The following is a 13,953-nucleotide window of genomic DNA, read 5'->3' on the forward strand; positions in this document are numbered from 1 at the left end:
TTTTAATCGAGCCGCCAGCGCACTATGATTTGGTCATTCGCCAGCCATTTTCAATATTTCCGGCGGGAGACGCAATTGCAGCCAGCGGACAACGATAATATAGACAACACTGTGGTAGAAGGGGCAGAACCGCCTCGCAAGGTTCTGTCACCCGCCGCAAAACGCGCGCTTGCCGAAGCCGAGGAACGCCGCAGGATCCAGAAACCTCTGAAGCTGCCGCCGGAGATCGGCGGACGAGGAGGAGCCGAGCCCGCAAGGTTCGGCGACTATGAAATCAACGGCCGCGCCATCGATTTTTAAATAAATATTCTCTTCCTCAGATCGGAATTTATTCCTTCATCGCAAAAGTGCTCGCGATTCTCCTGATGGCGCTATTCACGCTCCCGGCGCAGGGTTGGGTTGGCTAGTGACGAAATCGAAGGCCCGTCGCCGCTGCCCGTGAATAGGACGGCAAACGCAAGCCGCGCGCCATCTCTGCCTTCGCGAACTGAAAAGCGGCTCCCGATTTTCCGGGTGCCGCTTTGATTTCAGGCGGTTACCTTGTTCTGCCTGTTGGCGATGAGGTCCTCGACTACTGCCGGATCGGCAAGCGTGGACGTATCCCCAAGCGAGCCGAAATCGTCTTCGGCAATCTTGCGCAAGATACGGCGCATGATCTTTCCGGAACGGGTCTTCGGCAGTCCAGGCGCAAACTGGATCTTATCCGGAGATGCGATCGGGCCGATTTCCGCGCGAACATGCTTCACCAACTGCTGGCGCAACTCATCGGATCCTTCGTGGCCGGCCATCAGCGTGACGTAGCAATAGATGCCCTGTCCCTTGATTGAATGTGGGTAGCCAACGACGGCGGCTTCCGAAACCAGATTGTGCGAAACGAGCGCGGATTCTACCTCGGCGGTACCGAGGCGGTGACCGGAAACATTCAGCACGTCGTCGACGCGGCCGGTGATCCAGTAATAACCGTCCTCATCGCGGCGGCAGCCGTCCCCGGTGAAATACTTGCCCTTATACGTGGAGAAATATGTCTGGATGAACCGCTCATGGTCGCCATAGACCGTGCGCATCTGGCCAGGCCAACTGTCGGTAATGCAGAGATTGCCATCAGCAGTGCCTTCCAGCACCTTGCCTTCATTGTCGACCAGTTGCGGCTTCACGCCGAAGAACGGTACGGTCGCTGAACCCGGCTTCAGGTCGATCGCACCAGGCAGCGGCGTAATCAGGATGCCGCCGGTCTCGGTCTGCCACCAGGTATCGACGATCGGGCAACGGCCATCGCCGACGACATGATGGTACCACTCCCAGGCTTCCGGGTTGATCGGCTCGCCGACCGTCCCGAGCAGGCGCAAGGACGAGCGGGAGGAGCGGGTCACGAAATGGTCGCCGGCACCCATCAACGAACGGAGCGCTGTCGGAGCAGTGTAGAAGATGTTGACCTTGTGCTTGTCGATGATCTCCCAGAAGCGGCCCTGGTCCGGAAAGTTCGGTACACCTTCGAACATCAGGGTCGTCGCGCAATTCGCCAGCGGACCGTAGACAATGTAGGAATGGCCGGTCACCCAGCCGACATCAGCCGTGCACCAATAGATATCGCCATGGTGGTAGTCGAAGACGTATTCATGCGTCATCGACGCGTAAACGAGATATCCGGCCGTCGTGTGTAATACACCTTTAGGCTTGCCGGTTGAACCCGAGGTATAGAGGATGAAAAGTGGATCCTCCGCCTTCATCTTCACAGGCGGGCACTCGGCCTTCACCGTTGCCGCTTCCTGATGGTACCAGAGATCGCGGCCGTGAGCCCAGCCGGTCTTGCCGCCGGTCCGGCGCACGACGAGGACCTTGCTGACCGTCACATGCTGGCGGGCCGCGATGTGGATCGCGGTATCGGCATTGTCCTTCAACGGCACCGGCTTGCCGCCGCGCACGCCCTCGTCGCAGGTGATGACGAATGTCGATTCGCAGTCGACGATACGTCCAGCAAGCGCTTCCGGCGAGAACCCGCCGAAGACGACAGAATGCACGGCACCGATGCGGGCGCAGGCGAGCATGGCAAAGGCCGCTTCGGGTATCATCGGCATATAGATGGTGACGCGGTCACCCTTCTTGACGCCGTGCTTCTTCAACACGTTCGCCATGCGGCAGACATGCTCGTAGAGTTCGTTGTAGGTGATCTTCTTGTCGATATAAGGGTTGTCGCCTTCGAAGATGATGGCAACCTGGTTTCCGTGCGTTTTCAGGTGGCGGTCGATACAGTTATAGGAAACGTTCGTCTGGCCGTCTTCGAACCACTTGATCGACACCTTGCCGGTAAAGGACGTATTCTTGACCTTCTTATAAGGCTTGAACCAGTCAATCCGCTTGCCGTGCTTGCCCCAGAACTTATCCGGGTTCTCGATGCTCTCCTCGTACCATTTCTCGTACTTGGCCTTATCGATTAGGGCATGGCTCTTCACCGGTTTCGTAACCGGATAGATCTTTTCCGACATGTGACTCCTCCTCAACACGGGCACCGGCGGCTAACTGCGCAAGGCGATCGCCGGAACGCTTCATGGCATTCATAGCAGGTCAAAAGCACCCGGCAATTAGACAAAGGTCATTTCATTCCTGATCAATTGCAATTCTGCGTCACTACAGTTATATAGCGCCATATTTCCCGGATATTATGGTGATATCCACGGACCGCGACACCGTCGTGGACGACAGAAGGACTATATCCATGGCTCAACAACTGCTCATGCCGAAGGCGACCGCCATCTGGCTCGTCGACAATACGGCCCTGTCTTTCGATCAGATCGCCCAGTTCTGCAAGCTGCATCCGCTCGAGGTGAAAGCAATTGCCGACGGCGAGGCAGCGCAGGGCATCAAGGGCCTGGATCCGATCTCAACGGGACAGCTTTCGCGCGACGAAATCGCCCGCGCCGAAGCAAACCCGAACCACAAACTGAAGCTCTCGGAGCCGAAGGTTCGCGTTCCCGAATCCAAGCGACGCGGCCCGCGTTACACACCTGTTTCCAAGCGTCAGGACCGCCCGAACGCCATCCTCTGGCTTGTTCGCAATCATCCGGAGCTGAAAGACGCGCAGATTTCGCGCCTCGTCGGCACGACCAAATCGACGATCGAACAGATCCGCGAACGCACCCATTGGAACTCGGCCAACCTGGCGCCGATGGATCCGGTCACGCTCGGCCTCTGCAGCCAGATCGATCTCGATATGGAAGTGGAAAAGGCATCCAAGGGTCGACCGCTGCCGACCGCTGCCGAACTCGGCGCCACGCTGCAGCCCGCCCAGGAAACCGAGCGCATGAGCCCGAGTTTCGAGCGCGAGGAAGAACGCGAAATCGATGCCGATGCCGTCTTCGCCAAGCTCAAGTCGTTGAAGTCTTCCTCCAAGGATGAAGACGAAGACGATCGTTTCTGACATGTCTGCATAAACAAACGACCCGCCGGATCGCTCCGGCGGGTCGTTTGTTTTCGGCTAGTCCAGAGTTTAGCTGCGGAAGAGCGACAGGATGTTCTGCGATGCCGAGTTCGCAATCGACAGGGACTGAATGGCCAGCTGCTGCTGCGTCTGAAGAGCAGTCAACTTGGAAGATTCTTCTTCCATATCCGCATCGATGAGACGACCGATGCCCGAGTCAATCGAGTCGCTTAGAGCCGAGACGAAATCTTCCTGCAGTTGGATGCGAGTGGAGATGGAGCCCAGCTGTGCACCGGCGCTGGTCATCGCCTTCAGAGCGGATTCGACAGCCGTCAGCGCAAGGCCGACGTCAGAAGTCGTGAAATTGGTGATGTCCATCTTATAGACAGAACCGATCGTACCGTTCGAGGTGCCGATAATGCCCGTGGAGGTCTCGATCAAACCGCCGCTCATGCCGAACAGGACGTTTCCGACGGAGCTGTCATCGAGGATATATTCAGTCTGTTTGACGGATACAGCGTTCGAGCCGTCACGAACAAAGGTCGAAACGACGCTCTTCGTACCCTCGCCAGCAACCCAGTTCTCGCCGGAGAAGGAGGCAGACTGAGCAATACTCAGGAGTTGTTCCTGAAGCTGGTCGATTTCTTCCTGAATCTTGGCCTTGTCGACGCCCGCTTCACTGGCGGCAACCAGCTTGGCCTTGATTTCAGAAACAATGTCGATGGCGCTGTCCATCGCGGCATAGGCAGTGTCGACCTTTGCAGCACCGAGGCCGAGGGCGTCAGAAACGGCCGAGAGCGCCTTGTTGTCGGAACGCATGGTCGTTGCGATCGACCAGTAAGCGGCATTATCAGCCGCCTTGCCGACACGCAGGCCGGACGAAACGTGGTCCTGGGTTTCCTTGAGGCTCTGGTTGACGCCGCGAAGGGTTTGCAGTGCCGCCATTGCGGCAGTGTTCGTTAGGATGCTTGACATCGCTTTTTGTCCAATTCGCTTGGGTGAAAGGGCATTCCGGCCAAGGCCGGGAGCGGCGGTGCTTCATGCTCACCTGCAACAGGTGTCCGTAAGCCGAACCTAGCGAAAACATGGTTAACAACTCGTCAACGCCGGTTACAACTCGTCAACGAATCTTACCAAATAGGTAACTTCCTACATTGGAAGCGAGCCAAAACCCTTGCTGCGCAGGGCATCCGCGATTTCATGCAGAATTGCCGGATCATCGATCGTCGCAGGCATTTTCCATGGTTCGCCGTCCGCGATCTTCTGCATTGTGCCGCGCAGGATCTTGCCGGAGCGGGTCTTCGGCAACCGTTCGACGGCGATCGCCGTCTTGAATGCGGCCACCGGACCGATCTGGTCGCGAATCAGTTTGACGACTTCAGCTTCGATCGTCGCCTTCTCCCTTGTCACGTTCTTCTTGAGCACGAGGAAGCCGCACGGCACCTGTCCCTTGACCGGGTCTGCAATACCGACGACAGCGCATTCCGCGACGTCCGGATGCCTTGCGCAGACCTCTTCCATCGCTCCCGTCGACAGCCGATGGCCTGCACAGTTGATGATGTCGTCTGTGCGCGACATGATGAAGAGGTAGCCGTCGTCATCGACATAACCGGCATCCGCTGTCTTATAGTATTCCGGAAACTCCTCGAGATAAGTCGAGCGAAAACGCTCGTCGGCATTCCAGAGTGTCGGCAGGCAGCCCGGCGGCAAGGGCAGCTTGGCGACGATGTTGCCGAGCGTGCCGGGCGGGACCTGATGTCCGCCATCATCAAGCACTTGGATATCATAGCCGGGCATCGGCACCGATGGCGAGCCGTGCTTTACCGGCAGCTTATCAAGCCCAAGTGGATTGGCGGCAATCGGCCACCCGCTTTCCGTCTGCCACCAATGATCAATGACAGGCACACCAAGCATCTTCTCCGCCCATTTGAGAGTTTCGGGATCGGCCCGCTCGCCCGCAAGAAAGAGTGCTCGAAAATGCGGTTTCGAATAGCGACGCACAAACTCACCGTCGGCATCTTCCCGGCGAATTGCACGAAAGGCGGTTGGCGCGGTGAAGAGAACGCGCACATCGTATTCGCAAACCACGCGCCAGAAAGCACCGGCATCCGGCGTGCCGACGGGTTTGCCTTCGAAGATCACAGTGGTCACGCCCGCAAGCAGGGGCGCATAGACGATATAGGAATGACCGACGACCCAGCCGATATCGGACGCGGTCCAGAAAACTTCGCCGGGTTTCATTCCGTAGATATTTGCCATTGACCAGTGCAGCGCAACCATATGCCCGCCATTGTCACGGACGACACCCTTCGGCTGACCGGTGGTTCCGGATGTATAGAGGATATAAAGCGGGTCGGTTGCTTTGACGGTGACACAGGGAATGTTCTTGCCGCGGTGAAGCGCTACGGTTTCTTGGAAATCATGATCCCGGCCCGGCATAAGTTCGGCCGTCAGTTGCGGCCTTTGTAGAATAAGGCAATGGGCCGGCTTTGATTTCGCAGCAGCGATGGCCTGATCAACAAGCGGCTTATAAGCAACGACACGGCCGGGCTCCAATCCGCAACTGGCAGTGACCACAAGCTTTGCACCGGAATCATCGATGCGGGCTGCAAGTTCGTTGGCTGCAAACCCTCCAAAAACGACGGAATGGACGGCACCGATGCGAGCGCAGGCAAGCATGGAGAAAATGGCTTCCGGCACCATCGGCATGTAGATGATGACACGATCACCTTTGCCGACGCCGAATGCTTGAAGGGTCGCCGCGATCGCCTGCACTTCGGCGAGCACTTCGGCATATGTGAAACGCGCCTTTGCGCCGCTCATGGCGCTGTCGAAGATAACCGCTGTTTCGGTGGCGCGGCCTGCCGATACATGACGGTCCAGGCAATTGTAACAGGTGTTGGTCTCACCGTCGGCGAACCAGCGGCCATAAACGCCCTCTGATGGCGAGAAGATCTGCTGCGGTTCCGTGAACCAGTCGATTGCTTTTGAAGCTTCGCGCCAGAATGCTTCCGGATCGCTCCTCCAGCTCGCATAAACCTGATGATAGCTGCTCTGCATCTGCTCCTCCCCAGGACATGCAAACCGTGTAGCCAATCTAGGACAGGGGAGGCTGGACCGGAAGCCCGACGAAAGCAGAACGACTAACGCGCGCCGAAAATAGCAGATCCGACGCGCACGCTCGTCGCACCGAGGGCCACGGCCGTTTCGTAATCCCCGGACATACCCATGGAGAGTTTTTCCACCCCGCATCTTCCTGCGATCTTAGCCAGCAGCGCAAAATGCGGACCGGGATTTTCCTCGGCTGGCGGAATGCACATCAGGCCTTCGATCGAAAGACCGAGCTCATTCCGGCAGAAATCGACAAACGCGGGTGTATCGGCGGGAGCAATACCGGCCTTTTGCGGCTCCAGCCCCGTGTTGACCTGGACGTAAAGTCGAAGGCTCTTCCCTTGCCGTTTCATTTCCCCCGCGATCGCGCGGGCAATCTTTTCACGATCGACAGTCTCTATGACATCAAAGAGGGCAACGGCATCCGCCGTCTTGTTCGATTGCAGCGGCCCGATGAGATGCAACTCGATGCCGGCGGTTTCAGCCTTGAGTTCGGGCCATTTGCCTTGGCTTTCCTGGACGCGGTTCTCGCCAAAAATGCGCTGACCAGCCGCAATCGCGGGACGAATGGCTTCCGCATCGAAGGTCTTTGACACGGCAACGAGTTGAGCCGATCCGGCAGGACGCCCGGACTGACGCTCCGCTGCCGCAATGCGCGAGCGAACATCGTTCAACCGCTCTTGAAGTTCCATTGTCTTATCCCGACATGACCGATGGCATGCACTAACCGCGGGTGACCTTTTTGCCAAGAGCCCGCGCCCAAAAAGCACTCTGGCTGCGAGGGATCTGGCGCTTGCAGTGCCCCGCAAAACTTGACGCTACGACGGTTTCATGGTGAAGGTCACCACCAACCTCCCCTGATTTTTCGGAAATTCGAATACCATGACTACCGAACGTTATAATCCGCGCGATGCCGAGCCCCGCTGGCAGCAAAAATGGAACGAGGCGAAGGTCTTTGAGACCGACAACGCCGATCCGCGCGATAAATACTATGTACTTGAAATGTTTCCCTATCCTTCGGGCCGCATTCATATGGGCCATGTGCGCAACTATGCGATGGGTGACGTCGTGGCCCGTTACAAACGGGCCCGGGGCTTCAACGTTCTTCACCCGATGGGCTGGGATGCCTTCGGTATGCCGGCGGAGAACGCTGCCATGGAGCGCGGCGTTCACCCGGCATCCTGGACTTACCAGAATATCGACTCGATGAAATCGCAGTTGAAGGCCATGGGGCTTTCGCTCGACTGGACCCGGGAATTTGCCACCTGCGACGTGGAATACTACCAGCATCAGCAGCATCTTTTCCTGGATTTCCTGGAGAAGGGCCTGGTCTACCGAAAGCAGTCGAAGGTCAATTGGGATCCGGTCGACAACACCGTTCTTGCCAACGAACAGGTCATAGACGGCCGTGGCTGGCGTTCGGGTGCACTGGTCGAGCAGCGGGAGCTCACGCAGTGGTTCTTCAAGATAACCGATTTCAGCCAGGATCTGCTTGACGCACTGGACACGCTCGACCAGTGGCCGGAGAAAGTTCGACTGATGCAGAAGAACTGGATCGGCCGCTCCGAGGGTCTTTTGATCCGTTGGGAGATCGTGCCGCAGACGGCGCCTGCCGGTGAAACCGAGGTGACAGTTTATACCACTCGTCCGGACACGCTCTTCGGAGCTTCCTTCCTTGCAATCTCTGCCGACCATCCGTTGGCAAAGGACGCTGCAGCGAAAAGTCCGGCTATCGAAGCCTTCTGCGAGGAATGCCGCCGGGCCGGCACGTCGCTGGCAGCCCTTGAGACGGCCGAGAAGAAAGGCATGGATACCGGTATCCGCGTCAAGCATCCGTTTGATTCGTCTTGGGAACTTCCGGTCTATGTCGCAAATTTCGTGCTGATGGATTATGGCACGGGCGCTATTTTCGGCTGCCCGTCCGGCGATCAGCGTGACCTTGATTTCGCGCGCAAATATGGTCTGCCCGTTGTCCCCGTCGTCATGCCAAAGGACGGCGATGCTGCAACCTTCACGATCGGCGATACCGCCTACGATGGCGACGGCATGATGATCAACTCCCGCTTCCTCGACGGCAAAACGGCAGACGAAGCCTTCAACCTCGTCGCCGACCGCCTGTCGAGCACGATGCTCGGCAACGTGCCGCAGGGTGAACGCAAGGTAAATTTCCGTTTGCGCGACTGGGGCATTTCGCGGCAGCGGTATTGGGGTTGCCCGATCCCGGTCATTCATTGCGATGACTGTGGGGTGGTGCCCGTCCCGAAAAGAGACCTTCCCGTGAAACTCCCGGCAGATGTTACCTTCGACCAGCCGGGCAACCCGCTCGACCGCCACCCGACCTGGCGGCATGTCGCTTGCCCAACCTGCGGCAAGGACGCGCGGCGCGAAACGGACACGATGGACACCTTCGTCGATTCGAGCTGGTACTACACCCGCTTTACAGCGCCTTGGGAAGGTGTACCGACAGATCCGGCTGCGGCAAATCGCTGGCTACCCGTCGATCAATATATCGGCGGTGTCGAGCACGCTATTCTGCATCTGCTCTACTCGCGTTTCTTCACCCGCGCGATGCGCGAGACCGGTCATGTCGACATCAAGGAACCATTTAGAGGTCTCTTTACCCAGGGCATGGTCGTCCATGAGACGTACAGCCGCGGTGCCGGCATGAACCGCGAATGGGTGGCGCCTGCCGACATCCGTATCGAAGAGATCGAGGGCAAACGCCGCGCTTTCCTGCTGGAGGGCGGAGACGAAGTCTCGATCGGATCAATCGAGAAGATGTCAAAGTCCAAGAAGAACGTCGTCGATCCGGATGATATCATCGCTTCCTACGGCGCTGACACGGCGCGGTTTTTTGTTCTCTCCGATTCACCGCCAGATCGTGACGTGATCTGGTCGGAAGCAGGTGTCGAAGGGGCGCATCGCTTCACACAGCGCCTCTGGCGTTTGATTTCCGAGGCCTCCGAAGTCTTGGTCACCGTATCGCCGAATCCGGCTAAGGATGGCGAGGGGCTTTCGATTTCCCAAGCTGCGCACAAGACTTTGAAGGCTGTACAGAACGACTATGACAAGCTTTGGTTCAATAAGGCGGTCGCGCGCATCTATGAACTCGTGAATGCCTTGTCTGGCCCGTTGGCGAAAGTAGCGACAGGCGGGGGTGACGTCGCCTATCGCGGTGCAGTTCGAGACGCAGCGGAAATCTTGGTTCAACTCGTTGCGCCGATGACGCCGCATCTTGCCGAAGAATGCTGGGCAGCACTTGGCAACAGCGAGATGCTCGCACGCACCCCTTGGCCTGCCTATGACGAAGCTCTGGTCGTGGAGAACGACATCGTATTGCCGATCCAGATCAACGGTAAGAAGCGCGCCGAATTGACAATTTCTCGAGACGCAGATCAGAATGCAGTAACGCAGGCGGTCTTGAAACTCGACGCCGTCATCAGCGCGATGAACGGTCAGGCGCCGAAGAAAATTATTGTGGTTCCGCAAAGGATTGTGAACATTGTCGTTTGATATCGCTCCCAGGCTCGCACGCGGCGCCGCAATCACCGCCGTCCTTGCGTTTGCAGCCTTACTTTCCGCCTGCCAGGTTCGTCCACTGTACTCGGAAACGTCGGGAGTTGCCGGCAAGCTCGCTTCCGTTGGCTTTTCGGATGCAACGACTCGCGTCGAACAGGAGGTTCGCAACCGCCTGATCTTCCTTGCGACGCACGGCGCAGGCGAGCCTGTCAAGCCGGCCTACGAAGTTGAGCTGCATGTGCGGTCCGATGTCGTCGACGCGCTTCTCGTCGAGACCTCCGATGAGTCGCGTGCCGGTCGCGTGACCGTCAGCGTTGATTACACGCTGCAGGCGACAGCGGATGGCCGGGTCATCAAGTCGGGTAACCGCTATGTCACCGCGCTTGTCGATTTCCCGAGCCAGCAGTTTGCCAAGCAACGCGCGATCCGTGATGCTGAGAACCGTGCAGCGCGCGAGGCTGCCGAGCTCGTGGGCCTCGATATCGCCGGCGCGCTCGGCCGCTGAGGAAAGGAACGTGGCGGAAATAAAATCTCACGAGTTTGAAGGCTTTCTTCAACGTTCGGTTTCCGCCTACCGCATGTTCGTCATCTATGGACCGGATCGCGGTCTGGTTTCCGAGAGAGCTGGGCAAATAGCCGGGAAAACCGGCGTTGCGCTGGATGATGCTTTTTCGCTTATCAAACTCGACATCGGCGACCTACAGAAGGACCCTGGGCGCCTGCTGGATGAGGCAGACGCTATCGGGTTATTCGGTGGTGAAAAACTCCTTTGGATACGTGGCGCGGCAAATGAAAAATACCTGGTCGATGCCCTCGGCGAGCTTTCTCAAAAGTCGCTCGACGCAACGTCCATCATCGTCGAAGCCGGAGATCTGAAGAAGGGCTCCCTTCTTCGCAAGCTTGCCGAAGGCACACGTAGCATCGTTGCGATCCCCTGTTATCCAGATGATGCACGCGCCTTGAATGCTTTGATCGACAATGAGTTGGCGTCAGAAAGCCTGCGCATCACGCCTGTCGCACGGCAGGCTTTAGTCGAACTGATCGGCGGTGATCGCATCGCCTCACGCAATGAGGTCAGAAAGCTCGCCCTCTACTGCCGCGGCATGGAGATGATCGAAGAGCATCATGTGAGCGAGATTATCGGCGACGCCAGTGCTATTTCGGTCGATGACGCCGTGGACGCTATATTAAGCGGAAACACCGGCAATTTCCTGCATTCCATGCGGAAGATCTCGGCATCGAAGACGGCTGTCTTCCTCGTCATCCAAGCCTGCCTGAAACAGTTCCAACTTCTCGACGCGATGCGCGCGGAAATGGAGGAAAAGCGTCTTCAGACAGCTCAGGTCATGCAGACGCTCGGCCGCCATCTGCATTTCCGGCGCAAACCCATCATCGAACAGGCGCTACGCACCTGGAATGCTGACGCCATTCGCCGTGAGACAAACAGGCTGCAATCGGCGATCTTGCAGACAAGAAGGCGTCAGAGCCTAGAGGACAGTATTGCGTTGCAGACATTGCTCTCTACAACTCTTCAAAGCAGGCGGAAGGGCTAGGCTTACCGCCGCTCAAGGAGCCGGCAGATTTCTTCAAGCTGCTCCAACGACCTGTAGGCAATGCGGATCTGGCCGCCGCCGGACTTGTGATTTATGGTGACATCGAGGCCCAGCGTATCGGAGAGCGTGCGCTCAAGTGCCAACGTATCGGAATCTTTCTGATCGCGTGGGGCAGACGGACGCTGTGGCTCGGATTGGGCCTTGATATCGTTCTGCGCAAGCTTTTCGGCGTCTCGGACGGACATTCCCTTCGAGACGATCGTGCGGGCGAGGGCCGTCGGATCGGATGTTGAAACCAGTGCACGTGCATGCCCCGCCGACAGACTGCCGGCTGCAAGAAAGTCGCGGACAGGCTCGGGAAGCTTAAGCAGGCGCAGAGAATTTGCGACATGGCTTCGGCTCTTGCCGATGATCTCACCAAGATCATTTTGAGTGTAGCCGTATTCCGCGATAAGCTGCTCGTAACCCAACGCCTCTTCGAGGGGATTGAGGTCTGATCGTTGGACATTCTCGACAATGGCAATCTCGAGCGCCGTCTTGTCATCGACATCGCGGATGATCACCGGAATTTCGACAAGGCCCGCGAGCTGGGCTGCCCGCCATCTTCTTTCGCCGGCTATTATTTCATATCGGTTCGTTGCAATCGTACGAGCAACGATTGGCTGGACGATGCCATGCTGACGAATAGAGCTGGCGAGATCGTGCAGTTCGCTGTCATCAAAAAAACGACGCGGATTGCGCGGATTCCTGCTGACAAATTCGATCGGAATGAGACGGTCTGCACTTACGCTGCTCTTTGCGCCGTCGACCGGCACCGGCTGATCCATTTCGCCGATCAGCGCAGCAAGTCCGCGGCCTAAACGTCTCTTCGATACATCGTCATTCATTTGCGGTACTCACTAAATCTTAAGCGGCGAGACGCTGGCGCTCGCGCTGGATGACCTCGGAGGCCAGCTGCAGATATGCCTGGCTACCGGCGCATTTCAAGTCATAAAGGATCGCAGGCTTGCCATAGGAGGGCGCTTCGGAAACACGGACATTGCGCGGGATAAGCGTATGGTAAACTTTGTCCCCAAGGTGCAACCGAACATCACTTACCACCTGCTGGGCAAGATTGTTTCGCGCATCGAACATCGTCAACACGATACCCTGAATATCCAAACGCGGATTTACCGTTCGCCGCACTTGATCAACCGTCTCCAAGAGCTGGCTTAATCCCTCCAATGCAAAGAACTCACATTGTAACGGGACCAAAACGGAATGCGCCGCAGCCATCGCGTTCATCGTCAAAAGGTTGAAAGAGGGTGGGCAATCCAGCAAAATGTATGTAAATTCAAATGCTTGCTGAGTTGTGAGCGCCTTGCGCAGCTTGAAAACCCGATCACTCTGCTGTGCGATCTCCATTTCGACACCAAGCAAATCCATGGTCGATGGTACGATGGAAAGATTTGGCACAGCGGTCGGCATAGCCGCCTCAGTCACTCCGGCCTCGCCAATCAGTAGATCATAAGACGAGAGTTTGCGGTCTTTCCGGTCAATCCCGAGGCCGGTGCTCGCGTTACCCTGAGGATCCAAGTCGACGATCAAAACTCGTTCGCCGATAGCAGCCAAGGCAGTTGCCAGGTTAATGGCAGTTGTCGTCTTTCCAACGCCGCCTTTTTGGTTCGCTATTGTAATAATCCGGTTCCGTTCAATGGCCATGGCCGCATCATCCGAACTGTTAAACCAAGCGTTGGAGATTGAAAATCTCAAGTATGACCGAATCTCGCTCGACAACGCTTCGATGTTCTAGCAGATCAAAACGCCACCGACCACGTGCCTTGGCAATTTCAACGCCGTAATCCCGGCCTTTATGGAAATATGCACGCGTATTTTTGTTGCGAAGCATCCAAGGTTCCGCAAGGTCGCATAGTTTATCGAGATCGGCGAGGGCGCGGGCGGATATAGCATCGCAGGAGGCGACAACAGCCGGTCCATCCTCAATGCGGATCGAATGCACAGAACCGCGTGCCCCTGTTTCCCGAAGGGCCAGCCTGAGGAAAGACGCTTTCTTGTTGTTGCTCTCAAGAAGGTGAACCCACCCATCGGCAAGCTCGGCCATGAGGATGGCGGTGATCACGCCGGGAAATCCGCCGCCGCTGCCCATATCCACCCACCGCTTCGGGCCGGGAGCTAATTGAAAGATTTGAGCGCTGTCGGCGACGTGTCTTTGCCACGCGTCATTCAATGTCGAGGGAGCGACTAGGTTGATGGATTTAGACCACTTGTTAAAGAGAGCAACGAAATGCTCCAGTCTGTCTTGTGTTTCACGTGAAACACTTTGACCGTTCAATTCCATGAAAGACTCTCAAAAAG

12 protein-coding genes are annotated in these 13,953 nt (G+C 57.2%); 5 read left to right on the forward strand and 7 right to left on the reverse strand.

The window, feature by feature from the left end:
- Window positions 1-75 precede the first annotated feature (75 nt).
- Window positions 76-300, forward strand: a complete 225-nt coding sequence (locus tag N2599_RS17980; protein ID WP_027512249.1) for a DUF1674 domain-containing protein — start codon at window positions 76-78, stop codon at window positions 298-300.
- 227 nt (window positions 301-527) lie between these two features.
- On the opposite strand, the gene acs is transcribed toward N2599_RS17980, so the two are convergent.
- The gene (gene acs / locus N2599_RS17985; RefSeq protein WP_027512250.1) at window positions 528-2,483 is read right to left on the reverse strand and encodes an acetate--CoA ligase; all 1,956 of its coding nucleotides are present in this window, start codon (window positions 2,481-2,483) and stop codon (window positions 528-530) included.
- A gap of 230 nt (window positions 2,484-2,713) precedes the next feature.
- Here acs and N2599_RS17990 point away from each other — a divergent pair, with 230 nt between their 5' ends.
- Entirely contained in the window at window positions 2,714-3,415 is a 702-nt protein-coding gene (locus N2599_RS17990; RefSeq protein WP_027512251.1) for a DUF1013 domain-containing protein, read from the forward strand.
- Between the two features lie 69 nt (window positions 3,416-3,484).
- Here the strand turns inward: N2599_RS17990 and N2599_RS17995 are convergent, their stop codons facing one another.
- From N2599_RS17995 to N2599_RS18005, 3 genes are all read right to left on the reverse strand, one after another.
- Window positions 3,485-4,390, reverse strand: a complete 906-nt coding sequence (locus N2599_RS17995; RefSeq protein WP_027512252.1) for a flagellin N-terminal helical domain-containing protein — start codon at window positions 4,388-4,390, stop codon at window positions 3,485-3,487.
- 174 nt (window positions 4,391-4,564) lie between these two features.
- Window positions 4,565-6,475 (reverse strand): propionyl-CoA synthetase, encoded by a 1,911-nt coding sequence (locus N2599_RS18000; RefSeq protein WP_027512253.1) that lies wholly within the window; start codon window positions 6,473-6,475, stop codon window positions 4,565-4,567.
- Window positions 6,476-6,558: 83 nt separating this feature from the next.
- Entirely contained in the window at window positions 6,559-7,218 is a 660-nt protein-coding gene (locus N2599_RS18005) for a YggS family pyridoxal phosphate-dependent enzyme (protein WP_027512254.1), read from the reverse strand.
- 190 nt (window positions 7,219-7,408) lie between these two features.
- Between N2599_RS18005 and leuS the strand changes: the two genes are divergently transcribed.
- Genes leuS through holA form a run of 3 tightly spaced genes read left to right on the forward strand, consistent with a single transcriptional unit; the run spans window position 7,409 to window position 11,598 of the window.
- On the forward strand, window positions 7,409-10,039 hold the full coding sequence (gene leuS, locus N2599_RS18010) for a leucine--tRNA ligase (RefSeq protein ID WP_027512255.1): 2,631 nt from the start codon (window positions 7,409-7,411) through the stop codon (window positions 10,037-10,039).
- Window positions 10,029-10,550 (forward strand): LPS assembly lipoprotein LptE, encoded by a 522-nt coding sequence (lptE, locus tag N2599_RS18015; protein WP_027512256.1) that lies wholly within the window; start codon window positions 10,029-10,031, stop codon window positions 10,548-10,550. Before leuS ends, lptE begins: the two co-directional genes overlap by 11 nt.
- Before the next feature lie 10 nt (window positions 10,551-10,560).
- Window positions 10,561-11,598, forward strand: coding sequence for a DNA polymerase III subunit delta (gene holA, locus N2599_RS18020; protein WP_027512257.1), 1,038 nt, complete (start codon window positions 10,561-10,563; stop codon window positions 11,596-11,598).
- A gap of 2 nt (window positions 11,599-11,600) precedes the next feature.
- Here holA and N2599_RS18025 read toward each other — a convergent pair whose 3' ends face one another.
- Genes N2599_RS18025 through rsmG form a run of 3 tightly spaced genes read right to left on the reverse strand, consistent with a single transcriptional unit; the run spans window position 11,601 to window position 13,936 of the window.
- A complete protein-coding gene (locus tag N2599_RS18025) occupies window positions 11,601-12,485 on the reverse strand; it encodes a ParB/RepB/Spo0J family partition protein (protein ID WP_027512258.1) in 885 nt (294 codons plus the stop codon).
- Between the two features lie 19 nt (window positions 12,486-12,504).
- Entirely contained in the window at window positions 12,505-13,299 is a 795-nt protein-coding gene (locus N2599_RS18030; protein ID WP_027512259.1) for a ParA family protein, read from the reverse strand.
- A 19-nt stretch (window positions 13,300-13,318) separates the two neighbouring features.
- Window positions 13,319-13,936: a 16S rRNA (guanine(527)-N(7))-methyltransferase RsmG gene (rsmG, locus tag N2599_RS18035; RefSeq protein ID WP_027512260.1), complete on the reverse strand. Its 618-nt coding sequence runs from the start codon at window positions 13,934-13,936 to the stop codon at window positions 13,319-13,321.
- Window positions 13,937-13,953: the final 17 nt, after the last annotated feature.

This window comes from Rhizobium sullae, assembly GCF_025200715.1.
Lineage (GTDB): Bacteria > Pseudomonadota > Alphaproteobacteria > Rhizobiales > Rhizobiaceae > Rhizobium > Rhizobium sullae.

Coding starts and splice junctions, on each gene's coding strand:
- acs (WP_027512250.1), bottom strand. CDS start 2,483: ATGTCGGAAAAGATCTATCCGGTTACGAAACCGGTGAAGAGCCATGCC.
- N2599_RS17990 (WP_027512251.1), top strand. CDS start 2,714: ATGGCTCAACAACTGCTCATGCCGAAGGCGACCGCCATCTGGCTCGTC.
- N2599_RS17995 (WP_027512252.1), bottom strand. CDS start 4,390: ATGTCAAGCATCCTAACGAACACTGCCGCAATGGCGGCACTGCAAACC.
- N2599_RS18000 (WP_027512253.1), bottom strand. CDS start 6,475: ATGCAGAGCAGCTATCATCAGGTTTATGCGAGCTGGAGGAGCGATCCG.
- N2599_RS18005 (WP_027512254.1), bottom strand. CDS start 7,218: ATGGAACTTCAAGAGCGGTTGAACGATGTTCGCTCGCGCATTGCGGCA.
- leuS (WP_027512255.1), top strand. CDS start 7,409: ATGACTACCGAACGTTATAATCCGCGCGATGCCGAGCCCCGCTGGCAG.
- N2599_RS18025 (WP_027512258.1), bottom strand. CDS start 12,485: ATGAATGACGATGTATCGAAGAGACGTTTAGGCCGCGGACTTGCTGCG.
- N2599_RS18030 (WP_027512259.1), bottom strand. CDS start 13,299: ATGGCCATTGAACGGAACCGGATTATTACAATAGCGAACCAAAAAGGC.
- rsmG (WP_027512260.1), bottom strand. CDS start 13,936: ATGGAATTGAACGGTCAAAGTGTTTCACGTGAAACACAAGACAGACTG.